The 24,471-nt window shown below is 36.0% G+C and carries 25 protein-coding genes, 1 tRNA gene and 1 pseudogene; 19 read left to right on the plus strand and 8 right to left on the minus strand.

Annotation, left to right across the window (positions count from 1 at the left end; all coding sequences use genetic code 11):
• Positions 1-818: 818 nt before the first annotated feature.
• The 6 genes from ACUVXA_RS02615 to ACUVXA_RS02640 all read left to right on the plus strand — a co-directional run bounded on the left by ACUVXA_RS02615 (position 819) and on the right by ACUVXA_RS02640 (position 3,119).
• Entirely contained in the window at positions 819-1,055 is a 237-nt protein-coding gene (locus ACUVXA_RS02615) for a hypothetical protein (RefSeq protein WP_445869676.1), read from the plus strand.
• Positions 1,056-1,450: 395 nt separating this feature from the next.
• Positions 1,451-1,891, plus strand: a complete 441-nt coding sequence (locus ACUVXA_RS02620; RefSeq protein WP_445869677.1) for a hypothetical protein — start codon at positions 1,451-1,453, stop codon at positions 1,889-1,891.
• Between the two features lie 393 nt (positions 1,892-2,284).
• The gene (locus ACUVXA_RS02625) at positions 2,285-2,512 is read left to right on the plus strand and encodes a hypothetical protein (protein ID WP_445869678.1); all 228 of its coding nucleotides are present in this window, start codon (positions 2,285-2,287) and stop codon (positions 2,510-2,512) included.
• Positions 2,513-2,617: 105 nt separating this feature from the next.
• On the plus strand, positions 2,618-2,749 hold the full coding sequence (locus ACUVXA_RS02630; protein ID WP_445869700.1) for a hypothetical protein: 132 nt from the start codon (positions 2,618-2,620) through the stop codon (positions 2,747-2,749).
• Positions 2,703-2,831 carry a hypothetical protein gene (locus tag ACUVXA_RS02635; RefSeq protein WP_445869679.1) on the plus strand — a complete coding sequence of 43 codons (129 nt, stop codon included), beginning with the start codon at positions 2,703-2,705 and terminating at the stop codon, positions 2,829-2,831. Before ACUVXA_RS02630 ends, ACUVXA_RS02635 begins: the two co-directional genes overlap by 47 nt.
• Positions 2,832-2,837: 6 nt before the next feature.
• Complete coding sequence (locus ACUVXA_RS02640; protein ID WP_445869680.1) at positions 2,838-3,119, plus strand: transposase; 282 nt, start codon at positions 2,838-2,840, stop codon at positions 3,117-3,119.
• A 35-nt stretch (positions 3,120-3,154) separates the two neighbouring features.
• Here ACUVXA_RS02640 and ACUVXA_RS02645 read toward each other — a convergent pair whose 3' ends face one another.
• On the minus strand, positions 3,155-3,340 hold the full coding sequence (locus tag ACUVXA_RS02645; RefSeq protein ID WP_445869681.1) for a hypothetical protein: 186 nt from the start codon (positions 3,338-3,340) through the stop codon (positions 3,155-3,157).
• A 1,118-nt stretch (positions 3,341-4,458) separates the two neighbouring features.
• Between ACUVXA_RS02645 and ACUVXA_RS02650 the strand changes: the two genes are divergently transcribed.
• Together ACUVXA_RS02650 and ACUVXA_RS02655 are read left to right on the plus strand one after the other, a co-directional pair.
• Positions 4,459-5,520 carry a hypothetical protein gene (locus tag ACUVXA_RS02650; RefSeq protein WP_445869682.1) on the plus strand — a complete coding sequence of 354 codons (1,062 nt, stop codon included), beginning with the start codon at positions 4,459-4,461 and terminating at the stop codon, positions 5,518-5,520.
• 120 nt (positions 5,521-5,640) lie between these two features.
• Positions 5,641-6,045, plus strand: coding sequence for a hypothetical protein (locus ACUVXA_RS02655; protein WP_445869683.1), 405 nt, complete (start codon positions 5,641-5,643; stop codon positions 6,043-6,045).
• Positions 6,046-6,204: 159 nt separating this feature from the next.
• On the opposite strand, the gene ACUVXA_RS02660 is transcribed toward ACUVXA_RS02655, so the two are convergent.
• Together ACUVXA_RS02660 and hypF are read right to left on the minus strand one after the other, a co-directional pair.
• Entirely contained in the window at positions 6,205-6,753 is a 549-nt protein-coding gene (locus ACUVXA_RS02660) for a hypothetical protein (protein WP_445869684.1), read from the minus strand.
• 54 nt (positions 6,754-6,807) lie between these two features.
• Entirely contained in the window at positions 6,808-9,126 is a 2,319-nt protein-coding gene (gene hypF, locus ACUVXA_RS02665) for a carbamoyltransferase HypF (protein ID WP_445869685.1), read from the minus strand.
• A 263-nt stretch (positions 9,127-9,389) separates the two neighbouring features.
• Here hypF and ACUVXA_RS02670 point away from each other — a divergent pair, with 263 nt between their 5' ends.
• Positions 9,390-9,944 (plus strand): CBS domain-containing protein, encoded by a 555-nt coding sequence (locus tag ACUVXA_RS02670; RefSeq protein WP_445869686.1) that lies wholly within the window; start codon positions 9,390-9,392, stop codon positions 9,942-9,944.
• A 638-nt stretch (positions 9,945-10,582) separates the two neighbouring features.
• Here ACUVXA_RS02670 and ACUVXA_RS02675 read toward each other — a convergent pair.
• The 3 genes from ACUVXA_RS02675 to rpsJ form a co-directional block, all read right to left on the minus strand.
• Positions 10,583-11,065 (minus strand): adenosine-specific kinase, encoded by a 483-nt coding sequence (locus ACUVXA_RS02675; RefSeq protein ID WP_445869687.1) that lies wholly within the window; start codon positions 11,063-11,065, stop codon positions 10,583-10,585.
• A 198-nt stretch (positions 11,066-11,263) separates the two neighbouring features.
• Positions 11,264-12,553, minus strand: a complete 1,290-nt coding sequence (locus ACUVXA_RS02680; RefSeq protein ID WP_445869688.1) for an HD domain-containing protein — start codon at positions 12,551-12,553, stop codon at positions 11,264-11,266.
• Positions 12,554-12,903: 350 nt separating this feature from the next.
• On the minus strand, positions 12,904-13,212 hold the full coding sequence (rpsJ, locus tag ACUVXA_RS02685; protein ID WP_445869689.1) for a 30S ribosomal protein S10: 309 nt from the start codon (positions 13,210-13,212) through the stop codon (positions 12,904-12,906).
• Positions 13,213-13,367: 155 nt separating this feature from the next.
• On the opposite strand from rpsJ, the gene ACUVXA_RS02690 reads away from it, so the two are divergent.
• From ACUVXA_RS02690 to dcd, 10 genes are all read left to right on the plus strand, one after another.
• Positions 13,368-13,498, plus strand: a tRNA-Asn gene (locus ACUVXA_RS02690).
• 201 nt (positions 13,499-13,699) lie between these two features.
• The gene (locus ACUVXA_RS02695; protein ID WP_445869690.1) at positions 13,700-13,987 is read left to right on the plus strand and encodes a 50S ribosomal protein L21e; all 288 of its coding nucleotides are present in this window, start codon (positions 13,700-13,702) and stop codon (positions 13,985-13,987) included.
• Between the two features lie 13 nt (positions 13,988-14,000).
• Positions 14,001-14,330 carry a hypothetical protein gene (locus ACUVXA_RS02700; RefSeq protein WP_445869691.1) on the plus strand — a complete coding sequence of 110 codons (330 nt, stop codon included), beginning with the start codon at positions 14,001-14,003 and terminating at the stop codon, positions 14,328-14,330.
• 42 nt (positions 14,331-14,372) lie between these two features.
• A complete protein-coding gene (locus ACUVXA_RS02705) occupies positions 14,373-14,951 on the plus strand; it encodes a DUF655 domain-containing protein (protein ID WP_445869692.1) in 579 nt (192 codons plus the stop codon).
• A gap of 7 nt (positions 14,952-14,958) precedes the next feature.
• The gene (rsmA, locus tag ACUVXA_RS02710; protein ID WP_445869693.1) at positions 14,959-15,795 is read left to right on the plus strand and encodes a 16S rRNA (adenine(1518)-N(6)/adenine(1519)-N(6))-dimethyltransferase RsmA; all 837 of its coding nucleotides are present in this window, start codon (positions 14,959-14,961) and stop codon (positions 15,793-15,795) included.
• A gap of 3 nt (positions 15,796-15,798) precedes the next feature.
• On the plus strand, positions 15,799-16,428 hold the full coding sequence (locus ACUVXA_RS02715) for a HemK2/MTQ2 family protein methyltransferase (protein ID WP_445869694.1): 630 nt from the start codon (positions 15,799-15,801) through the stop codon (positions 16,426-16,428).
• Between the two features lie 100 nt (positions 16,429-16,528).
• Positions 16,529-17,689 carry a GTPase gene (locus tag ACUVXA_RS02720; RefSeq protein ID WP_445869695.1) on the plus strand — a complete coding sequence of 387 codons (1,161 nt, stop codon included), beginning with the start codon at positions 16,529-16,531 and terminating at the stop codon, positions 17,687-17,689.
• 14 nt (positions 17,690-17,703) lie between these two features.
• On the plus strand, positions 17,704-18,414 hold the full coding sequence (locus tag ACUVXA_RS02725) for an RNA methyltransferase (protein ID WP_445869696.1): 711 nt from the start codon (positions 17,704-17,706) through the stop codon (positions 18,412-18,414).
• A 107-nt stretch (positions 18,415-18,521) separates the two neighbouring features.
• On the plus strand, positions 18,522-20,300 hold the full coding sequence (locus tag ACUVXA_RS02730) for a hypothetical protein (RefSeq protein WP_445869697.1): 1,779 nt from the start codon (positions 18,522-18,524) through the stop codon (positions 20,298-20,300).
• Position 20,301: 1 nt separating this feature from the next.
• Positions 20,302-20,907 carry a dCTP deaminase gene (gene dcd / locus ACUVXA_RS02735; RefSeq protein WP_445869698.1) on the plus strand — a complete coding sequence of 202 codons (606 nt, stop codon included), beginning with the start codon at positions 20,302-20,304 and terminating at the stop codon, positions 20,905-20,907.
• 73 nt (positions 20,908-20,980) lie between these two features.
• Here dcd and ACUVXA_RS02740 read toward each other — a convergent pair whose 3' ends face one another.
• Positions 20,981-21,502: a 50S ribosomal protein L16 gene (locus ACUVXA_RS02740; protein ID WP_445869699.1), complete on the minus strand. Its 522-nt coding sequence runs from the start codon at positions 21,500-21,502 to the stop codon at positions 20,981-20,983.
• Positions 21,503-21,635: 133 nt separating this feature from the next.
• Positions 21,636-24,065, minus strand: a pseudogene (gene ppsA / locus ACUVXA_RS02745) (phosphoenolpyruvate synthase).
• Between the last annotated feature and the right edge of the window lie 406 nt (positions 24,066-24,471).

The raw sequence follows: 24,471 nt of genomic DNA on the forward strand, positions 1-24,471 counted from the left end.
TATATATAGTTTATCTGTAAATAAAACTTCTGTGAAAACCACAAAATAATTAAAAAAGTAGAAAATAAAAAAATAAAATACTAAAATATCAAAAATATGATATAATTAAAAAGTAATATCAAAAAGAAGGCTTAATAATTCTTTATATTGTAAAATAAGATATTTTTCCATATTTTTTAACATTCACAAATTCACAAAAGCCCAATTAGTGAAACAAAGAAAAAAGAGATATTAAACACAATTTCCAGTGGAAACGAAGGGGCAAGTAACCAAAACGATATTAACAATAAAAAAAAGCTATTTTCCTAAAATAAAGAATTAAAAAACCCTATTTACAGCAAGAAATTAACAAATAGAGCGCCAACTGTGAAAAAGGATAATACAAAGCAAAAAACCGGAACCCCCACACACACTCAAACAAAACAATTCTACTCCAGCCTATCCCAAAAAATAAAAGCGATCATTAAAGGATTCAGAGATTAAAACAAATTATAAATAGCTTCCATACGCCCACCCCCTATTACCTTTGGAAACGTATACAAACATTTTATTAAAATTCAATAAAGACCTGCTGCATAAAATAATATATCTGGATATCATTTTTAGATTTCTAAAACAGTTATCGAAAATAGAAATCGAAAAGCAACTTATAATATACTATGCTGAGAGGAAGTTTGGTACATGTGTTCTAATAAAAATATCCACATTGTATTAAATTTTAAAAACACTCCATAAAAAATAAAAATCAAACTTCAAAGAGGGTACAAATTACGTATATTTACGTTTATGATATTCTTCCAGGTAAAAAGAGTGATCCTATGAGAATAAGATTCTATAAAGAATTGTTCGGCTTCAAGTATACCTGGAAAACTAAAAGCAAGAAGAAAGTTAAGTACAAGTCCGGTTTGCTAGACTATGAGGGTTGTGAGGCTGCGGGGGATAGTGCGATATTGGTTCCTGAAGAATATGCAGAAGAGTATAGTTCCTTTTTCAGAAAATATCAAAATATAATTTTTTGCAGAGTTTTTAGGATAGTGGAGGAGGTAGAATTGTGAAAGTTAGAACACGTGTTCCAATAAAACAAAATCATCATATCAAAAAATTAAACAAAACATTGCTGCTAAGATCAACCCCTACCCTTATATTTCCACTGGAAAAAGTAACTATAAAAATGTATTTATTTAATTAAATAATTTATATATAACTAGCCTCCCATTTATTTACAGTTTTTCACTTATTTAAATATGTTTATCAAACATTTTGGATTAAAAACTCAATAAAATTTCAATAAAAATTGCAGCCAACAAGATACTATTACTCCAGTGGAAAAAAAGGGGTATGTTTACAGAAATTATCCTATACCCTCAAACATTTTCATCATTATTATTTTTTTGATAAAGTTTTTTAGTCTGTCTTCATAGAAATATTATTAACAAATTGGGTGATAACTTTGGAACAATTAAATAATCTAGCATATGCTCTGAAGATTGGTGACCAGAAAAAAGCTCTTTCAATTCTCAGATCCACAATAAACAATGGAGAATTCAAAAACGAGTGGACCCGCATCGCCTGGCAGGGCTGGTTAAAAGCTCTAGAATTAAACTCCAAAGACTCGCTAATTTTCCAACTCCTGAACAACATACCACTAGAAACCCTCAGCAAATATATTAAAGAGTTCAAAAACTACATGAAAACAATTCCCCAAAGAGATCCCGAAAAAAAGGACTTCGCAAAGTATTACATCGGCAGTTGGATCGACATCCTTAAAACATATGAATCCATTAATCTAAGCTCCGATGATCTAGCCGAAAGAAGCGAAAATCTCAAAAAACTCCAAGTAGAAGAAACAACAAGTGAAGCATCTCCTGAAAAAGAAAACTATGAATACTAAACTCCCTCTTTAAAAGTCTACTATTTTTAAAATTATAAATCGTTTAAATTTAAAATAATATAGCAACTTTTTTTGATTTCATAAGTTTGATATCGGAATTCAATATCTATTTTTGATATCTATTTTAAAAATCTATTTTCGACATCAATGTAGCTGCTGATAATAAATTATAGCGCTCCTCAAAAGTTTTGCGGCTAGTGTGAGCGAAAGAGTCAAATCTTTTTTCTAGTCATATACCTGTTTTGGCGATAAGGGTGGTTCTCAAGGGTGATGAGTGACTCCTAAGGGTGTTGGCGAAGAAGTGTAAGGACGCCAGAGTGAAGGTACGCTACCTGGCTTTGCACGCCCTTATTAAGGGTTACACGGTCTCATCGGTTGGCCGAGATATTCTGCGTGGATGAGGCTACCATCTACCGCTGGATAGAGAGGTGGCAGGTTGAGAGAAACCTTGCCGATAAGCCTAAGGGAGGAAGGCCCCCAAAACTGACCTATGCATTACCCATAAGTGCTACGAGTAATTGCTTTCCTCTAATTTTATGCAAGATACGCATATTTTCTTGTTCCCACGATAAAAAATATTACGTATATGATAAAAAATTAGAGAGCAAAAATTACCCATAATAATTGTGGGTAATGCATAGCAAAACTGACGGAGAAGGATAAAGAGGAGAACAGGAAGCTCGAAGAGGAGAACGATCCAAAGAGACACGGGGTTAACGCGAGTTTTTGGGACTGCCGGTAGCTGCGTCTTTACCTCCTAAGGAGGGGGAAGACTGTTTCCCAGGAGACCATAAGACGGTGCCTGAGAGGTATGGGGGCGCGCTACGTGAAGGCGGAGATCGAGTATGCAGAGGCTGACGAGGATGAAAGGGAGAACTTTGCCCAGCGTTTTCTCCAAGACCTGGCTTCTAAGCCCGCTTCGGTCGTCGCTCTCTTCTAGGATGAGATGACGGTGGAGTGTTCCCCAAGAAAGGGTTATTTATGGGTGGACGTTGGGGAGAGGCTGGTGGTCAAAGTCCCTCAGACCGATAGGAGGAGGATGAACTGCTGTGGGGCTGTGAATCCACTTGAGGGGAGATTGATCCAGATGACCACCGGGGAAGCTAAAGCCTCGGCCTTCGTCCGGTTTCTGAGAAGGATAATCCGAGAGTATCCCAGAGGAAGGGTATGGGTTTACACCGATAACCTGCCGGTGCATAAATCCGAGAAGGTGGAATCCTTTCTCTAAAACCACCCCCAGGTAGATTTGAGGTTTCTGCCAACCTATTCCCCCGACCTCCACCCCAGGATCAGTGGTGGAACTTTGAGAGGAAGAAGCTGCTGAACAACAGGTACTTCGCAACCCCGCACCAACTTGCAACAGCCATAAGCTGGTTTGGGCGTAACACACCACCCGAACGTGTCATGAGCGTATGCTCCCTCACCCCCATAGAGAACCTCATACACCAAAAATAAAAATTCGCATTACTTTTATGGAGCGCTATAATTCAAAAAAAGAAAAAATTTAGGGGAATTTTTACTTGTGATGTGTTTTTTGGTTCCCTTTTCTAATATTTTGATATTCTCTGGATAATACTCTGTTTATATAGCTTGTGTTTTTTAGGAATTTTTGGTGGACTGATCCTATGTATACATTTTTGTAAACATTTCCTACGATTTTCTAGTATTTCTTTTAGATCTTAAGCATCATTGTGCTATTGTTCCATTTTTCGGGTATCGATTAAAAGTATAAGGGATTAAACTCCAATTTATTAAATTCTCACTGGTACTTTATTTTATCATTTATTGTTCTGAATATTATTTCGGTGCTCGATATCACTTTTAATCATCTTTTTTTGATTACTTTTTTTGACATCAAAATTGGTATTTTTTTAAAATATAGTTATTTTTTGTGAGTTGTTTTTGGATGCTTCTAGGATTTGGGTGCCAGAACCTCGACCTTAATTATTTTTCTTGTTATTAATATAATTCGTTTTGTTGTGGTGTACTGATTAAAACTAGTTATTTTTTTGGGAATTTTGATATTTTTCATTTTTTGTGATTTTATTAGCTATTTTTTCAGTAAATTTTGGTAAAAAATAGTTTTTTTTGGTTATTAATATGCAGGGAATCTCTAGATATTACTTTCTTTATATATAAACCGGTTATAGGGTGCTTTACGTTGGGGAATCCCTATGTATACACTTTTGTAAACATTTTGCGAATTTTTATATGGTTTTTTCAGATTGATGATGTAGATGAATTAGTTTTATGATCTAAAATTTATGATTTAAAAAATCTGGGCTTTTACTCACCACTAAATGAATAAGATTCTCCAACCCATTATTTTTAAAAGACTTTTTTATTGTCTATCAATATTTTGGCACTAGTTTTTGATATCATTTTTTGAAATCAATATCGGATTTCGATATCTTTATAATTATAAGTAATAATAGAATATTTACTTAAACTCGTATAAGTGATTCACCTGTTGTGATATTTTAGTCACTCATCGAAATGCTTGGAATCTCGCCTAAGGGCGTTTGTTGGTATTTATTGTGGGCTTGTTTGGTTTAGAGGTGATGTTCGTGGAAGATAAGTTTGGTGTGGTTGGTAGGCTTTATCCTTCGGTTGCAGAGGCTAGAAATGCTTATTATAGTCATGTTGGTTGGAAGTGGAATCCTTTTTCTAAGGTTCGTTTAAGTGACCCTGAGCTTTTTGTTGCTTCCACAGACGTTATTTTGGAGATTGATGATTACATAAAGGCAAAGGAAAGGCATCTTCTTGTTACGAGTGAGGAGCCGGGCATGGGTAAGACTATGCTTTTGGAGCTAATTTTTAATGATCTTGCTTACTTGGCAAAGCAAGGGGATCCGGAGTACCTATTTCACCCTATAGTAGTGAATCAGAGTAAGTTATTTGTGCGTCAGATGGGGGAGGTAATAGCTCAAAAGTTGGGTGTGAAGTATAAAAGCAGAATGAGTGCTGAGGACATTTACACTTTGATTAAACAGGATATTATGGTGCGTTTTCTTTTGACGAACCGGACTACTTTGATTTTTATTGATGATTTTGGAGATAACGATTCAGAGGTTTTTATTAAGATTAAAGAGCTGGGTGACTTAACTCAGAAGGATGCTAATAATTATTTTCTGAACGAGGAATCTAATTTTAAGAAATTTGCTAGCTCCGCAGGATATCAATTATCCAAGGACAAATTAAACGAATTAAAGCAAAATGCCCTGAACCCTGAAAGCAGGGATCAGATGATATGTATGCTGATACTCACGGGAACCAGAACCCATGCCTTGGGATTAAAAGCAGGGGTTCCTCACCTCTATGACCGCTGCTGGGAAATCGAGTTTGAAAGATTGGATGAAAAAAAAGTCAGAGAATTTATCGGAAGAAGACTATACTGGGCAAGTGGAAAATTGGGAAGCTTTAATGAGAGCAATTTTGAAATTTATCCTTTCGAAGAAGATACTATTCCTGTCTTAACGGAGAAGGCTCATGGCGTTGGACGAGATATACGCCTGCTTTGTAACCAGAGCGTGTTTATAGCAGCTTCAAACTTCAAAGAGGGCCGTAGCGAAATGATCACCAAAGAAATGATCGAGGCCCTACCTCCAGTAGAAAAGCTTGTGGATTAATAAAAAAGCATCTGAAAAGGATATCTTAATAAGAGACCTTATGAAAGATATCTTAAAAAGATTACTAATAATTGATATCATATCAAGGATATCAGAAAAAGGATTTCGGGAGTTGACATCATGCCTAGGCTTACCAAAATTGCTGAAAAAGCTCGGGAGCAGGAAGCCCTGAAAGAAAAAGTGGAAGACGTTTCTGAACCTTATACAGTCGATGAAAGAGGTAGAAGTGAAACAGCGGTTGAACGTGTGTATGAATCTGATGGAGTTAAGGTTGTTGAAAAAGTCTTCTACCGTTACACTAGGAAGGATCCTATAACTCTGCTTGACACAAATTTTAATGTAAGAATGCCTAGCAGTTATCTAGAACTGTTAAAAGAGAAATTCGGGGAAAAGGGCGCTACAGTTTTTTGTAGAATAGCCATTCTTGAAAAAATGGGAAAAGCATTTTCTAAAAACGAACTTGATTCTCTCAAATTCTTTGAGTTACTAGATGAGCAAAATCAAAATTTAGCCAAAAGGTCCTAAATCGTTCAATACCGTATATCTTCAATTTTTAAGAGCATGTAAAGCTGAACAAACCCCGCAGCTAGTAGACAATATCCAACATATTTGATATATTGATATCTTTTTTTATCTATCTTTTTCAGATATCTAAACAGGTTGATCATTAAGATCAGATAAGTTTTATTCGCTGCGTCCTGCTAGAAAGAAGGGATCTGCGTATTTTTGGATCATATCTAATAGGTTTTTTTCTAGTATTTTCAATGCTGTTTTCTTCTCTTGGCTTTGATCTTTTCCGTAGCTTAGTTCCATTTGTTCCATGTAATTGCTTATGATGTTGGACATGTCGAGATAGGTGTGTAGGCTTGGGCTGTCTAGGATGCCAACATAGCCTAATAGTACAAGAGAGTATATTGATTTTATCACATTGGCACAAGCTTGGCCTAGGACTCTTCTGAAGGCCCCGCGTGTGACTCCTTTTGTCTTTAGTGGTCCGCGAAATCGCCTTTTCTTGCTAGGGGCCCTTAGGAATCCTTTAATCTTATACTTTACAGGTTTACCAGCGCCTTCATCTAGTAGGAAATTAATGAGAAGCGTTTCAAATTGAATGGATGTAATATTAGATGAACTTAACAATTTATTAACGATAGGATCCGCTAATATATCTCCAACATATTCTCTAACTTTCTCGATGTCTTGTTTTTCTGAGCTGTCCTCATTTTTTGATGGCATCTAATTCTCCCCTAATTATTTATTAAAATATGATATCATTAAAAGATTTCTTTTTCAGATGTCGTTTACTTTTGCAGCTGCGATGATTGCTTGTCCGATGCTGATTCCTGCGTCTCCTGGTGGGGTTTTTTGGTGTTGTATGAAGTTTAAGTTGTTTTGTTTTACTATTTTTTTTATTATTTTTGTTATGGCTTCGTTGTATGCCACTCCTCCGGTGAATCCTATGTTTTTTATTCTTGTTTCTTGTGCTGTTTTTACTGCCATTTGTGCTAGTCCTTCTGCAAAAGCTCTTTGGCCTGATGCTGCTAGGTCTTGGATTTTGTGTTGGTTTATTTTTTCTAGGATGTCGTTTAGTAATTTTGTCGTGTCGAATATGTATTTTCCATTGTGTTTATTTATCTCTGGAGTGATTTTTACAGTGTCTTTTCCTTTTGCGGCAATTGATTCGAGTCTTATGGCGGGTTCTCCCTGATACGTTTTTTTCTGGCATATTTTTAGGAGGGCTGAGATGGCGTCTAGTACTCTTCCGGAGCTTGTGGTTGTGATGTAGTCTTTTTTCGTTAGGAGTTTAAAAACTAAATCGATTTCTTGTTGGCCGTATTTGAAACCGTCTAGATAGCCTTTCTTTATTATGTCTCTGAGTTCGTTTTCGGGTATTGCTTGGCTGAGTATTGCGGTTAGCATTCGTGTGGGGTATTTGGTGCAAACATCTCCTCCAGGCATGGGTTGTGGTTTTAGGTGCGCTAATCTTTCCATGGTTTTATATGATGATAATAGGATTTCGCCGCCCCAAATTGTTGCGTCTCTTCCGTATCCTACTCCGTCGCTGGTTATGCATATTATTGGTTCGTTGATGTTGTTTTCTGCCATTAGTTTTACTGCGTGTGCGTGGTGGTGTTGGACTCTGACAAGTTCTGTATTGTGTATGTCCACATATTCTTCTGCGTATTTTGTTGTATAGAAGTCTGGGTGTAGGTCACAGGCAACCACATCTGGTTCTACGAGGGTTAATTTTAACATCTGGTTTACTATGCTTTTGTGGAACTCTATGGTTTCTAGGTTTCCTGACAAGTCTCCTATGTGTTGGCTTGGGAAGCATCTGTTCTTTTTCATCACTGTTACGGTGGCTGTTAGTTCTGGGCCTACTGCCAGAATTCCTTTTCCTTTATGTTCAATATTTAATTCTATTGGTTCTGGTACGTAGCCTCGAGATCTGCGGATTATTTTTGGTTTTCTATCGATTACTCTTAGGACTGAGTCATCGGCTCTCTGATATATTTCTCTGTCATGCAGTAGAAAATAGTCGGCTAGGTGTCCTAACTGTGAAACTATTTCATTATTTGATATGGCCATGGGGTTGTCTGTTGCGTTACCACTTGTCATAACAACTGCTGGATCATCAATCTGTTGTAGAAGCAGATAATGCAATCCGGAGTACGGAAGCATTACACCGACATTGTGAAGCCCCGGGCTTATCCACTCAGATAAATCATAATTCTCAAATTTTTTGAGTATAACTATTGGGCGTCGAAATGAGCTAATTATTTCTTCTTCGTATTCATTTACTATCGCATATTCTCGAACTTTTTCAAGGTTTAGAGACATTATCGCAAACGGTTTGAATTTTCTTTCTCTTTTTCTCCTACGCAATTCAAGTACACATTCATCATCAGTCGTGAGGGTGGCGAGGTGTGTACCTCCAATTCCTTTTATTGCTAGAATCTTTCCCTCCTCAATTAGTTTTGCTGTTTCTGTTACCGGATTATCACAATCAATTCGGTTACCCTTTCGGTCATAAAGTGTTAACTTTGGTCCGCATATTGGGCAACAAATACCTTGTGCATGGTATCTTCTATTTAAGGGATTTTTGTATTCTTGTTCACAGTCAGGACATAGGGGGAACTTTTTCATGGTAGTTCTCATTCTGTCATAGGGTAAATCGATGATTGATGTGAACCTAGGGCCACAGTCTGCGCAGCAGGTGAAGGCATAATTATAATGGCGATCCGCAGGATTAAGAATATCGATTAGGCAATTATTGCAGATTGATATATCGGGGGGTATATAGGAGCTTTTAAGAACGCTTTCCTTCGAGCTTTTCCGTATATTAAAATTTTTAAAACGTCTATGGTAGGGTTTCCAGTTTATCTCTATTTTTTCATACCTCGCCATGGGCGGTTTTTCTGTTTCTAGGTTTCGAATAAAATTTTCTATTACGGTCCTTTCACCCTCAACTACGATACGGACCCCTGCATCACCAAGATTTAGGACATATCCGGTAAGTCCCCACTTAACAGCAATTCTATAAACGAAAGGCCTCATGCCAACGCCTTGTACAATACCGGTGCAATTAATTTCGCAAGAAGCTTTCAAGAAAATCAACCATTAGATTGTCTTTCACTTTTCTTTATTTCTCCACTTTTGGAGCAGTTGCTAGGATTATATAATTTTTATCTGCTATTAGCCCGCTAAATCTAATTTCTTTATAAAATAAAACAAGTCCTATTTAATTGCAAAATGCAAGCATACGTTTAATGAGCATTCTAAAACTGCACTTATTATTCTTATGGGTAATATTCTTAAGGGTAATATTCCCATTATTTTTAGAGCTATTTTTTTGGGTTAGGTGGGTTATATTGTTTCGGCTTCCAACAGCAGATGATGTTAAAAGATTAAGAAAAAAGGTGGGATTAACCCAAACTGAACTTGCAGAAAAAGCAGGTGTAAGCCAATCCCTCATAGCTAGAATTGAAAGCGGCTCAGTAGACCCCCGCCTATCAACATTACAAAAAATTTTAAACGCCATGCAAGCAGCAAACAAAGAATCCACAACAGCAAAAGACATAATGTTTTCCCCCGTGATAACAATTAATGCGGACGCTCAAGTTCTTGAAGCCACAGAACTAATGAGAAATAAGGATATTTCCCAGCTTCCTGTCATTAAACAGGGACACCCCATAGGAAGTATAAATGATCAGACTATTGTTCAACACCTATCCAAAGGACAACAAATTTTCCAAAAAACAGTAGAAGAAATCATGGAAGAAACTTTCCCCAGCGTAAGCCCCTCAACAAAAATAGAAGTTGTAAACCAACTACTTGCAAGCGGAAACTCGGCGGTATTAGTAATAGACAAAGGCGAAATCGTAGGAATAATCACAAAAATTGATCTTATATCAGGAGCAAGATAAAAACATTACAAGTATATGTAGAGCACAGATTTAACCGATGTTTTGTCCAATATTTTCACAAGGCACAACAAATTAATATATGATTAAATCTTAGACCAACTCTTGAAAATTATTATTAAAACCAAAATTGGAGCCGGGTTAGCCAAGATTCACCACACGGTTCGGTGTGGAAATGGGAATGGTACGGCGGTAGAAATAAGCTCAATCATGAGATGTTGCAGAAGCTCGAGATCTAATTAAGACCACTAAAGCGGGTTCAGACATGAAACCTACTGGCGGACACTAGTTTAGCCGCAATTCCGCCGCGTGAGTTCAAATCTCACACCCGGCGCCACCTAATTTTATTCAACATTAGTAGATACTTTTTTGTATAGGCTTTCCTCTGTTAAAGCATGCAATCTTTTTTCGATATTAAAAAATGATATCATTCAAAATCTATTCTTATTTTATTTCAATTTTTTTGGTTTTTGAGATGGATTCTGTTGTCTTGTATTTTTGGCGCCTTTTTTATCATTATTTTCAAAGTATGTTATTTTAGGAGATATTCTTGTTTCTTTACAAGTTCAATGGGTCACCATTCCTTTGCGTCGGGATTAACGAATTTATAATAATTTTTTTAGTAAAACCTAAATCAATTTCTATCTTTTGTATCCTATTTTTCTTAGTAGTTCTTTTCTCCATTTTATGTCTTCTTCGTATTCGATACCTTTTGATTTGGATCCGTCGATTACTCCAAGTATTCCTCTGCCTTGCTCTGTTTCCGCAATTATAACTTCTATGGGGTTGGCTGATGCTGCGTATACGTTGCAGATTTCTGGTACTTGTTTTAGAGCATTTAGAACATTTATTGGATATGCGTCACGCATGAAGATTATGAAACTGTGGCCGCAACCCAGATTTAGTGCGTTTTTAGCCGCGGCTTCTTTTAGTTCGTCATCGGTTCCGTCGTATCTTACTAGGCATTTTCCTGAACTTTCACAGAAGCCAATGCCGAATTTGATGTTCGGTACCGAATTTACTAGAGCTTCAAAGATGTCTTCAACTGTTTTGATGAAGTGTGATTGTCCTAAAATTGTTTGGCTGTCTTTTGGTAATTCTATTTTTACGATTTTTATTTCCATTATTTACCACCAACTCTGTTCATTATGTTAAGGTTCGAATAATACATCAAATTGCTGTCTTTATTATTAATTGTTACTAAAAAACTTTTTTTACTGAAATTTTTATACTCGCCCAGTGGTGGTAACTCTGTTTTTATTCTTAAAAGAATGTCTTGAAATTTCTTTTTTTGATTATTGAGGTTGATGTTTATTGCTGATTTAGTATGAGATTTTTGCACTATAAGGGAGTCCTAGAACTTTTTCTGTGGCTTTTGCTACCGCATCTCTATTATCTTTGTCCGTGTATACTCTTATGATGTTTAGGAAGCCTTTCATTAATTCAACTGTGTTTGAGACTTCTGAGAGGTTGCGTGGGATTTTTTCTCTTTCTCGTGTTACTTGGAATATGGGGATTTCCATTGGTTCTAGGCTTATTGAGTGATGGTAGGGTACTGATGGCAGTGTTGGTACGTCTATGTAGACTTTTTCTCTTTCAACTCCGGCTTTTTCAGCGATTTCTTCCTCTATTTGCTGACGCACCTTATCCTTGGTTATAATGGTTGAGAAGGCTTCGTCTTTTGCAAAAGAGATTCTTTCGTAAGCAACTTTTAACAGCATTCTCTTTTTTAAACAATTAATGATATTACTTGAAGCCTTACATTGATTTAGCATTGACCACATGGTGTAATCGTCTAATTTTATATAGTCGTCAACTGAGTCGAAGTTCATAAATCCTAATTCTTCATTTGCTTTTTCCATTGCTGTTTCTAGCATGATTTGAGCTGCGCGGGACGCTTTGTGGAAATAAATGGTTTTAAAAAGTTCTAAACGGGCAATAAAAAAGGTTTCTAGAGTCGATATGGAATTCAAGTTCACTGCAAGGTTTTCGTTTAGAATATCCATAGTGTAAATTAAACGGAAAATGTCAATAGAATCAAAATCGCCTCCAGTGTGATAACTATCTCTTATACAGTAATCGCATTTATCGACATCTACTGCGCTAACGATAATTTGATCTAAAAATAATCGCCTTTTTTTTCCTAATTTTCCTACGGCTAGTCTAGCGATTTTGTCAGTATTTAAACCTAGATTGTTTAATACCTCACTTAACTCAGAGTTTTTGATTATCCATGTGGTGAAATCCTCATGGGTTTTTTCTAGATGTCTTATTAATAAGGCTTCGAATATGTGTGAGAAGGGGCCATGACCTGCGTCATGAAGGAGCCCTGCGATTTTCACCATGGCTTTTTCTTCTAGAGTGATCTCTGCTTTTTGTGCTAAAGAATTTATTAATTGTTCCGCTAGGTACATTGTCCCTAGAGAGTGTTCAAATCTTGTATGTACCCCCGCAGGATAAACATATTCGCTTCCAGCCAATTGCCTGACACGTCGTAATCTTTGAACAGGTTCTGTGTCAATTATTCTCTTCTCATCATATGAAATATTTATGTAGCCAAAAATTGGGTCCTTAATAAAAGACCATTTCCCCTTCTTTATATTTTCTTCCATTCTAAACCCCTTTACTCTATTATCAATCAATTATTACTTATTACATAATTATTACTTTAATTTCGATAGCTGCCTTTTAACCTATTCTATTATTTTTTTCTCATTTCTTTATTTATAAACTAAACAATTTTTCAATAAAATCTTTATCTTTATTAATCTTATTTTATGTATTGTTTTTTACCTTTTACCTTTTATACACTTTTTAGAAATAGGTTAAGATTGTAGCATAGAAAAATAATATTTTTATAATAGAATAAGGAATGCTAGAACTAGTATTTTGAAGAAAAGAGTGTTGAACAATATTTTAAAAATTTAAATTAATAAAAGCTAAAATCTATATCCTTGGAATTTTATAAAAGTTCAACTTCAATATAGACATCTTCTGGTACTCGAATACGCATAATCTGTCTTAGCGTTCTTTCATCGGCATCAAGGTCAATCAATCTTTTATGAATTCTGATTTCCCACCGCTCCCAAGTTGCGTTTCCTTCACCACTAGGGCTTTTACGTACAGGAACTCTTAATCTCTTAGTTGGAAGAGGTACTGGGCCTGACATTCGAATTCCTGTCTTTTGTGTAATGCTCTTGACTTGATTACAAATATTATCCAGCTTTAAGGGATTAGTACCCGAGAGTCTGATTCTGGCCTTTTGTACCATTGTTTATTCGTCCAGTATGCTTTTTATGTATAGTATTGCAAAAGTTTCTTAAAACTTAAACTTAAAAAACTTTTCCCCAGATTCACTCTTGAGTAAAAAATTTTAAAAAAGAAATATTTAAGAGGGATTAATACAACCTTTTTTTCTCGAAGGATGCCGAGGTAGCTCAGTTGGTAGAGCGTCAGGCTGTTAACTTGATGGTCAAGAGGTCTGACCCAGGTCTCTCCATGAGCAGGTTCGAGATGACAAAGACTGAGATCGCGTCACGAACATCCTGTCCTCGGCGCTTATACTTATTTATGTTTATTTTATTAATTAAATTTATCGTTAATTTTTAGTTCCATGGAGGATAAGAAGCAAAAAATCTAATAAACACGATTATTGAGCATTATAATTGGATTTCTTTTGATATTACGTAAATTTTAATAGGTAATAGGAAAAACTTTTTTTATCGTTACGGTTACATTTGTAGAGTAGCGTGATGTTTATGAAGAAATCGAAGGGTTATCGTACTGGGACTCGAAATTTGCTTAAGAAGCATGTTAGGGAACGTGGGCTTCCGCCTTTGAGTCGGATTTTGAGAACATATGAGCCCGGGGAGAAGGTTAGTATAATAATTGATCCCAGTATTCATAAGGGTCAGCCGCATAAGAGGTTTCATGGGAGAGTTGGAACAATATTAGAAAGGCGTGGGAAGGCTTACGTGGTTTCTGTTAAAATTGGAAACAGTAGTAAAATACTCATTTCCAGGCCTGAGCATTTGAGACCTATCTAGGGAGGTAAGTTTTTTGCCTGTTAAAATTTTAAAGGAAAGACTTCTAAATTTAGCAGAGGTTAAAAAAATTTTGGAGGAACGCAGTTCAAAAGGAGAGTTAAGTTACTTTCAACGTGTAACTTTAGATTATGCTACCAAATTTTCACAATTATCTGCTGAAAAATCCGTACAAATTATTAAAAAACTAACAGAAAATTTCGGGATAAGCGAGAGTACCGCGATTCAAATTGTTAATGCGGTACCCAAAAGTATTGACGAGCTCCGTGTTTTTTTAACAAACGAGCAAAAGATTTTTACCGAGGAGGAATTAAGTGAATTTTTGAAAATTTTGGAGGAACCATAATTTTAATTTTTCTTAATGCTGGAAGGTTGGGGGTAGGCAACGATGTTAAGTTCCAAGAAGTATGAAGAGTTTGCATATGTGTTAGACAATCTACCACAAGGTTATGCAAATGATCCCAGACCAACTTTTCAGAGGGACCCCATAACTCAGGCTGTTGGTGAAACGCATTTTACATTGTTGGAACTTGTTCCAAGGAAAGGAGTTACATTTTCTTTGCATGAAAGGATTTACATTGGTAAAGGTTCTCGTAAAAAAATTAATCATGTTCAAAAGCGTATCCGTTTTGATGATCTTACTCCTACCGCCAAATCTGAACTTCCCTTTGTTATTGAAAAAATAGTAGTGCTTAGAGAAAAGGAATTTGTATCCTTCTTTAATAATGCCCGTCCCATAACTACGAGAATGCATCAGTTAAAGCTTATTCCTGGTATAGGAAGAAAAACAATGTGGCTAATTCTAGAAGAAAGAAAAAAGGAATCCTTTAAAAGCTTTGAAGATATCAATAACCGGGTTCGAATGCCAGAGCCGAAAAAAGCTATAGTCAATCGAATACTAAGTGAATTAAAGGGAGAAGACAAATATAATCTATTTACTCGCCCACATACAACTAGCCAAGAATGATATTGCGTTGACAAATAATAATCTTTTTTTTGAAACATTAAATTTACTGAGATATTACAATATTAGGTTAGGTAAGAAAAAAGGGCAACATTTTATAGTCAACTCAAGTTTGCTTAAAAGAGAGATTGAATACTCGGAGCTGACCCCCTCCGATACGGTACTGGAAATAGGTGCGGGATTGGGAGCTTTAACATTAGCTCTTGCAGAGAAGGCTAAAAGGGTTTTTGCAATAGAAAAAGATCAAAATCTGCTTAGCGTTCTCAAAGATAAATTTTCTAGTTTTAATAATATTGAAATAATTTCTGGTGATGCTTTAAAATTAGAATTCCCCCCAGTTCAAAAAATTGTCTCTAATATTCCCTATTCTATATCTTCTCCTTTGACTTTTAAAATACTTTCATCAAGGTATGAAAAAGCTATTTTGACCTATCAACTTGAATTTGCTGAACGTTTAATTGCAAACCCTGGGTCAAAAAATTATGGCAGGATAACTGTTGGAGTATACTATAAGGCCGAAGCGAAGTTACTAGAAACGATTCCGAGAACCGCATTCTACCCTCCCCCAAAAGTAGAATCCGCAATTATTATGTTAAAACCTAAACCTCCTCCTTTCGAAATTCTAAATGAAGAAGTCTTTTTTGAAGTAGTGCGTTTTCTTTTTATGCATCCTAATAAAAAGGCAAAACACGGTATAAAATCATATATTAAAAATAAGAAAAATAAATACTTCAAATTCACTAAAATGGAATCCTTCCCTGAAATTTTTGAAAAAAGAGTGAGGAACCTAACTCCAGAAGAAATAAAGGAAATTGCAAATATTCTAATAGCTTTGGAGAATAGTTAAATTATGAAAAGTTTCGATTATCAAGGCTTTAAATTTCTAGTTTTTGAAGATGTTTATGAACCCTCAGAAGACTCCTTCTTAATTGCAGACAATTTGATTGTGTCTGAAAATGATTATGTTCTTGATATGGGTACTGGCTGTGGCATTTTGGCTATTATTGCAGGAAGCAGAGCCAAAAAAGTAGTAGGTATTGATATTTCTGAAAGGGCCGTTGCTAATGCGAAAATGAATGTTAATTTGAATAAAATGGAAGGATATGTTGAAATTCGCCTAGGCGATTTATGGAGCGCTTTAAAACCTGATGAACGATTCAGTTTGATACTTTTTAATCCGCCTTATCTGCCAATCTCAAAGGCTGAGAAAAATGAGAATAATATGAATATAGATATGCTTGAAAAGGCATGGGATGGGGGATTGAGCGGAAGAGAGATAATCAACGAATTTCTCGCTAAATTTGATAATTTTTTAGAAGACGATGGACAACTGCAGGTGGTTTTGTCATCATTATCTGGCATAGAAAAAACTCTATCTTCTATTGAAAATAAAGGCTTTAAATTTGAAAAGAAAGCAGAAAAGAAATTTTTCTTTGAGAATTTGGTTTTAATTAATCTCAAAAGAGTACGTATGGTTTGAACACTGATTTAGACATGTTTAAAAATGTAACATTTTTTATTTTAATATCGAGTTAAAGACTTTTCACTGTTAAAATTATTATGGTCCTAGAGGGTCTGGTTTGCCGATTAATTTGAATCCTGAGGCTCAAGTAGCCCTTAGAAAATTGGAAGAGGCAGAAACTAGGGAAGAGAAGATCGTTGCCATACAAGAATTATTGCAGCGTATGGATAAGCATAAAGGAACCGAGAAATTCGTTAATCAGCTCAAAAAAAGATTAGCGAAACTTAGAGCTGAAATTGAGAGGGAAAAAATGAGAAGATCTGGGGGGGTGCATGTTTTTAGCATCAAGAAGCAAGGAGCAGGCCAGGTAATTTTAGTTGGTTTAACAAATGCCGGGAAGAGCACAATTTTGAACCATCTAACGGGAGCGAAGTCCAAAGTGGGTGATTACCCTTTCACAACAATTAATCCCGAAGTGGGAATTCTGGACTTTGATTCAGTTCCTATACAAATTATTGAATCTCCTGCACTATTTGATGGTTGTAGTGGTAGTGAGAATGGTCCTCAAATGCTTTCCACCATTAGAAATGCTGACTCTGTGGTTTTGGTTACTGATTTGTCTCAAGATGTTTTGGAACAAGTTAGAATAATATTGAACGAGTTGGAATCGGCTGGAATTCTGCTAAATTTAGATCCTCCTCCGGTTGAGGTAAAAAAAACGGGGAGTGGTGGAATTCAAATAATGGGGACTCAATTTTTTGAGGGGACTCCGGAGGAAATTAAAAATTTTTTGAATAAAAAAAATATTGTTAATGCAGTTGTTCGAATATGGAATAAAATCTCTTTAGATGATGTTGAGCTTGCTTTGGATACAAGCGTAGTTTACAAGGATGCCTTAATAGTTGCCACTAAGGGGGATTTACCTGGGTCTTCAGAAAATTATAAAAAACTAGTAGGTAAATATGGTCAAAAATTTAAAATTTATCCTATATCTATTTTAAAAGAAAAGGGCATTGAGGATTTTAAAGAGGGTATATTCAAATCACTAGGAGTTATTCGGCTTTACACTCGGGAACCTGGTAATGTTATTTCAGATAAACCACTTGTTCTAGAGAAGGGTGCTAGTGTTGAAGATTTAGCAAAAAGGCTTCATGCGCGTTTCATTAAAAATTTCAAGTATGCTCGAATCTTTGGGAAATCTGTAAAGCATGAAGGTGAAAAAGTGGGATTAGATCATATGCTTGAAGACAATGATATTGTTCAGTTTTATACAAATTGAAGTAGTTGGTAATATTGTTAGAAATCAAAGTGATTGTTTTAGAACCGGAAAACGCTGGAAACGTCGGTGCAATTGCGCGCGTCATGAAAAATTTTGCTTTGGGGGAACTAGTACTTGTTAGCCCAAAATTTGAAAATATATTTGAAGCCGAAGTGCGCGCAATGCATGGTGTAGATGTTCTCAAAAATATGAAAATAGTCAATAACTTTGAGGAGGCAGTTTCAGATGTTGATTTTATAGTGGGCACAACAGCAAAAACCGGTATGAACTATAATGTTCTTAGAACCACCATAACACCTGAGTTGCTAACAGAAAAATTGGGAAATGTTAGTGGAAAAATTGCTTTACTGCTTGGACGAGAAAGTTTTGGTTTAAGCAACGAGGAATTAGATAAAGCGGATGTTATTGTAACAGTTCCTGCTTCAAGCTATTCCACACTGAATGTTTCACATGCTGCCGCAATTATATTTTACGAAATTTTCAAGAGCCAAAGGTATAAGAAAAAAGGGGCCCCAAGAGCCTCTTCAAAATTGGAAAAAGAGAAGGCGTTAGAGTATTTTCATCTTATTCTAAAAGATATTAATTATTCTTCCTTTAAAAATAAAATTGCAGAAAGAGTTTTTCACAATGTTATTTCAAGGGCCTTTGTTTCTGGACGGGAAATTCATACTCTAATAGGGGTTCTTCGGAGAATACATTCATTTTTATCATCAAAAAATACATAACATAAAAAGAGTTAATAAATCAAATTAAAAAATTGAATTGCATTGACTAAGAAATTAATAAATTAATCCTTACACAAAGATATCTCTTAGTATTATGGTGCTTCAAAATGATGGATCAAAATGAGTTATCTAAATTATCAATTTTATTTGAAATCGGTTTTCTCTCCGACAAAATTGTGAAATCCATTTATAGCTCTAAATTTAAATCATTTCCATTAGATGAAGAAGTTTTGAAGGAAGCCTTAAAACTTCTTAAAATGGTTAAGAAATCGAAAGAAAATTTTCCGCCCAGAGTGGTTGAAGAAGGAATAATTAAAAATTTAATAATCCATCGCCTTGCGTTGTTCGCACTATCTAATTTCGATGAAAAGACTTTCACAACTGAAATTTCCACTATGATAAAAGTATTAGAAAGCATGATAATTAAAAATAATATTAATGAAAAAGATTTGAATCTTATCATAAATTTTTTTAGTAGAATCGGCAGGAAGACTTTAGAAGAGAGTAACAAATATTTCAAAACATTTGAGTATCTAAAAGAATGTGTTGATGCCAGAAAGGCCATAGAATTCGAAATAGAAAAAATTTTATCACAAAAACGCGTATTAAGTCGACTTCAATCAGAAGAATTTCCTACGGATGCACAAGAAAAAGCCATAAACTTACTATTAAAAACCTCTTCAATATTGTACAGAGCGTTAATTTCCATGCTAGAGGAACTGGAATTTATAAATGAATTGCCTCTTGAAAGTCGAGAACAATCATCTCGCATGATTGAAACCATTACTGAAAGATACAGTTATCTCATCTCATTTATATGTAAGATAATTGAATTTATAGAAGCGTCAAGCATAAGGCATTTTCCTCCAAGTACCTCTTACATCCTTGAAAACGTAATTAAAAAATTTCAAGGAGATGTACATTTAATTGTAAGTCTTAAAGGTGAAAACATTTTTTCTTATATAAATCTTTTAGCCACCTTGAAAGTAATATTAAAAAACGCTTTAGATAAAGAAGAAATGAAAAATCTAGATGAGGATTCTCCTCAACATATTCTGCTTTTTTTGCTTCCATTATTGGGAAAAGAAAATATACTTTTGAATTGCCTAATAGCAAACCAAATTGGCAATTATATAGTTGAGCACAATAAAATCTTTCCAGATATAATAAAGAACGAAATTTTATCCAATTTTTATAAAATTCCCCAACCAAATAATATTCTAAAATTTAGAGAGAACGAACTAGAAAGCGTTTTGAATGTTGAACAAGCGCTGGAAAGTATAAAATTTTGGATTATAATCATTGCCTCAGATTTATTAGCGATTCACATGTTTGGGCCATCTTATCTATTCGCTTTTTCCAAATACATTTTTCATGCAAATACTTTAAGATTGAGAGTGCCTTTAAAAACCCGTTTAAAAATTATGTTAGAAGAAATAAAAAAATCGAATTATATAAAAAATGAGGAAATAAGGAAAGAAATTGAAAAATTGGAAGAATATGCAAAATATGAAACAAGTGGTATAGAGAAAAAGTTACTCGATTTAATTCCAAAACTTAAAATGAAAATAGAAAATTTAACTAAGGGTAAGAAATATTCAATACAAATTTTCGAAGAAGAAGTTCCTTTTTTAGTTTCTTCGCTTTTGAACTTCATACCCCCAAACGAGATTCTAGATTTTAAAAATAAAATTAGTCGCCCCGCAAGAATAATCTCCATTCTAAATGCGGGCTGGATATTAAAACTAACACAAATTGATAATGTATATCAACTTCTTAATGCTAAAACTCGTGAAGAAAAAAGTCAAGTAGATATTAAACTTAATAGTTTAATACAAAAATCCATAGAGCTGAGCGAAATACATAGAAAGATGAAAGGGGATTAAAATGACCATACTTTCAACAAAGAGCATAATGGAAAGACTTTTTCATGAAGACCCTAAGAAAAGACTAGTTATATCACCAATGATTAGTCATGAAAATCAAATTGCTCATGGCTCAATAGATCTAAGACTAGGAACAGAATTTATCATAACAAAGAGGACCAAATATCATCTCCTAGACCCAAAACAGGAAGATATCGAATCACAAATAGAACAATATCAAGACAAAATCCATATCGGTTACAAAAGAAAACTTATCCTTCAACCCCACCAATTCGTGCTAGGAAGCACATTAGAATACATAAAGTTACCTAACGACCTTCTAGGATACGTAATCGGGCGATCCTCATGGGGTCGCGTTGGACTAATCATAGCAACGGCAACAATGGTAGGTCCCGGCTTTGCAGGAGCACTAACATTAGAGCTAGTTAATTTGGGGGAAGCTGATTTAGCGCTGTATCCTGGAACTCGGATAGCCCAATTAGTGCTTCATACAATGGATCAAGAAGATACTGGATACATTAGCAAACCTGGTTCAAAATACATAGGTGCTGTGGGTCCTGAATTTAGTAAAATTTACACCGATAAGGAATGGAAAATCCTGAGATAAAAATATTACAAAAAATAGTGAAAAATAGTTCAAGAATTAGGAAGATTCAAAATTAAGTAGAAAAAGATAATCACTAATCTTTATTTAGATCAGCCATAAGCCTAACTTTGGCGGGTCTAGGAAGTTTCATGCCACCAATATTAAGAATTTTCTTTAATAATTCCCTGTTCTTCTCCGAATCATTCGTCCAAACACTGCAAATAATTTGTCCATCGCGTACACGGGCTACACGACCCACAGGTTTACCAAAAGCTCGGCGCATTCCGTCTTGTAAACGATCTGCACCTGCGAACGCCATCATTCTGTTTTCTCTAATAATGTGGAAGGGTTTTACATGTATGACAAAATGGAAGTCATCTTTTCCCATCTTATTTGTAAGGTTTCTGTTAATCGAGATACGTAGAGCCTCAAGTGCCTTATGGCTAACCTGACACCTTTCCTCAATAATAAGTTCGCCTCTCAGATCGAACTTTTTTTCACGATTACCCATATCATAAATCCTTATTTTCGGGTCAGGTCCACCACGTACATATTCTCTTCTAGTATACGGCGGTCGATCAATTCTGGTATAGCATTTTGCCGGTCTCTTAGACAATTCGTTCACCTCTATGTAATTCACAAAACTAGAAAACAGATTACCATATTAAGATTTCCCATATCTCTACTTTTTATAATATAATCGTCCTCATTCGGTAAAGACACAATATAATAGGAGATTGGGATATTTGCTAGTCCTCAATCAACTTCCAGAACTCAACCTCATCCATAAAGTTCTTACCCACACGGATACGCGAAGGCCCCGTAACATTTTCCAATAATAACTTACGCTCAATCTTAGCAACCATATGTCGAGAGAACACAACTGCATCAGGATTCACACTAATACTTGTAGCACCCAAACGGACCAGAAACTCTAGATAATCAGGGTACACACTAGGCGCCTGACCACAAATGGAGGTGGTTACTCCATACTTCTTACATATCTTAATGGTATATGCGATTGCACGTAAAACGGCCAAATTACGCTCATCGTACAACTCCTGAACACTAGCATCGTTTCTATCCACTCCCAAAATCAACATCGTTAAATCATTCGTACCAAAACTGACTCCATTGATTCCCTCTTGGCAAATTTTGTCTATTAGCAACACGCTGCTTGGGACTTCAACCATAATCCAGGTCTGAAAGTCTGAATCTAATTCCGGGTCCAGCCCTTCTTCCTTCATAATCTGTTTTACACTTTTAAAAACTTCCAAGGTCCGGACAAAAGGCAGCATCACCCAAAGATTTTTCAGTCCATACGTATCTCTAACTTTTTTTATCGCTCTACACTCAAGCCGAAAAACATCCGACTCTTTTACGTATCTAAATTGCCCTCTATAACCTATCATCGGATTTGGGCCGACATGCCCTGCATCTTCTTCATACTTCTTTCCTCCTTCCAATGCCAGGAACTCATCAGGCTTAAAGTCTAGAAATCTATAAACTACGGGACCAGGGCTAAAAGCTTCTGCGACTTTTCTAATACCCTCTGCAAACTGTTCTATCATTTCTTGTTCTCCACCCTCCTCTATCAGTTTTCTTGGATGTTTTCCAATGTTTATCATTAGATGTTCTGCTCTGAGTAATCCTACGCCATCTGCTTGTGTCTGTTTTGCAACTCTTTCTGCGATTTCTGGTATTGATAGGTTCACATAGATTTTTGTGGCTGTGGGTATTGCTACCGGGCCTAAAGTTGCGGCTACGGCTTCTTCTTTCGCAGCTTCTAGAATACCTCGGTATACCAGTCCTTTTCCGCCATCCACTGTTACTTGATGCTCTTTTGCTAAAATGGTGGTGGCGTTTTCTGTTCCTACTATACAAGGGGTTCCGAGTTCTCGGGACACTATGGCTGCGTGGCATGTGTATCCCCCCTCGTCAGTTACTATCGCTGCTGCTTTTTTCATCGCTGGAACCCAATCGGGTGTGGTCATTTTGGTTACTAGAATGTCGCCTTCCTTAACTTCTCCTATATCTTTAACGCCCATTATAACTTTTATTGGGCCTGGCGCTATTCCTGGGGATACTCCCAGTCCTCTGAGTATTATACCTCGTTCGGTAGTAGTTTCTAATTGGGCTGTCTGGGTAATTTTTTCTTCAGCTCCTGTGTGTACTGTTTCGGGCCGAGATTGAAGCAAGTACACTTTTCCACTTTGGTCTACTGCCCATTCGATGTCTTGGGCTGTGTTATAATGTTTCTCGAGTTGTTTGCCATACTTTGCTATTGCTTTTATTTCTTCATCTGTTAGGGCTGGGATGTTTTGTCTTTGGGGTGGGACTTCTAAATGTTCTGTTTTCTTAGTTTTAGGATTTAACATATATTCGATTTTTTTAGTCACAATGTGCTTGTCTATTATTCCTAGATCAGATTTGTTTACTACATATGTGTCTGGTGTTACAGCTCCGCTTACAACTGCTTCTCCTAATCCCCAGTTCGCTTCTATCATTATTTTTGCGGGGTCTCCGGTTGCCGGGTGAATGGTAAACATAACTCCCGCCGATTTTGCCTGAACCATAGCTTGAACTGCTACGCTAATGAGTACATCTTGATGTCTGAATCCCTTCTCCTGTCTATAAGTTATTGCTCTTTTTGTAAATAGGCTACTCCAGCATTTTCTTACCGCTTCAAGTAATTCTTCTCTATTCACATTTAGATAGGTTTCTTGCTGTCCTGCAAATGACGCGCCTGGCAATGGAGGAAGAATGGTTTAACCCATTACTTTGTCCTCTGCTGAGGCGCTAGATCTGACAGCTACTAATGGTTCTTTTTCATTGATTCTTTTAGCTAGTTCATCGTAATTCTCCATTATTATCTTTTTAATATCCTCCGGGATTGGTGTAGATTCAATGATTTGTCTAATCTTGTCCGATGCTTCCTCGAGTTGTTGGTAGTCTCTAACGTCTATTTTTTCAAGGATTTTGAAAATTTTATCCTTTATTTTCGTATCTTCAAGAAATTTTTTATAGGCATAAGTTGTAACAGAAAAACCTGGTGGGACTGGCACCTTAGCCTTCACTATCAGTTCGCCTAAATTAGCAGATTTTCCTCCTACTTTGTGCATATCTTCTTTTCCTACCTCTTCGAACCATAATATCAACTTATTTTCATTGCTACTCATATTCACACCCCAGCTTAATGTATTAAGCCAATTAATACAGGTCTTTTATTAATGTTTTGTGTTCTTCGAGCACGTCCAAAAATTCTTCTATTTTTAAGTAATATTCTATTTATGCCATGGCTAAAATAGTTGTACGTAGGAAGCCTGTGTCCTACAAGTACGCCATAAAACTACTCGACGTCCAGAGATTCACCCTATACAGCCTAGGAAACACACCACTCATAGCCCGCATCTCGGATCAAATCCCACCCCTCGAAGAAGTGTACACCGACATCCACGAAGCAGTCCTGGAACGCCTAGCCCAAGAAGCGAAAAGGGAGTAGCGCAACAAGCACCGCCCAGAAAGGAAGAGACCCTGGTCCCCCACAAAAACCAAAGCCCCCTTCCAAGACCTATGCATTACCCA

The organism is Candidatus Jordarchaeum sp. (genome assembly GCF_052745115.1).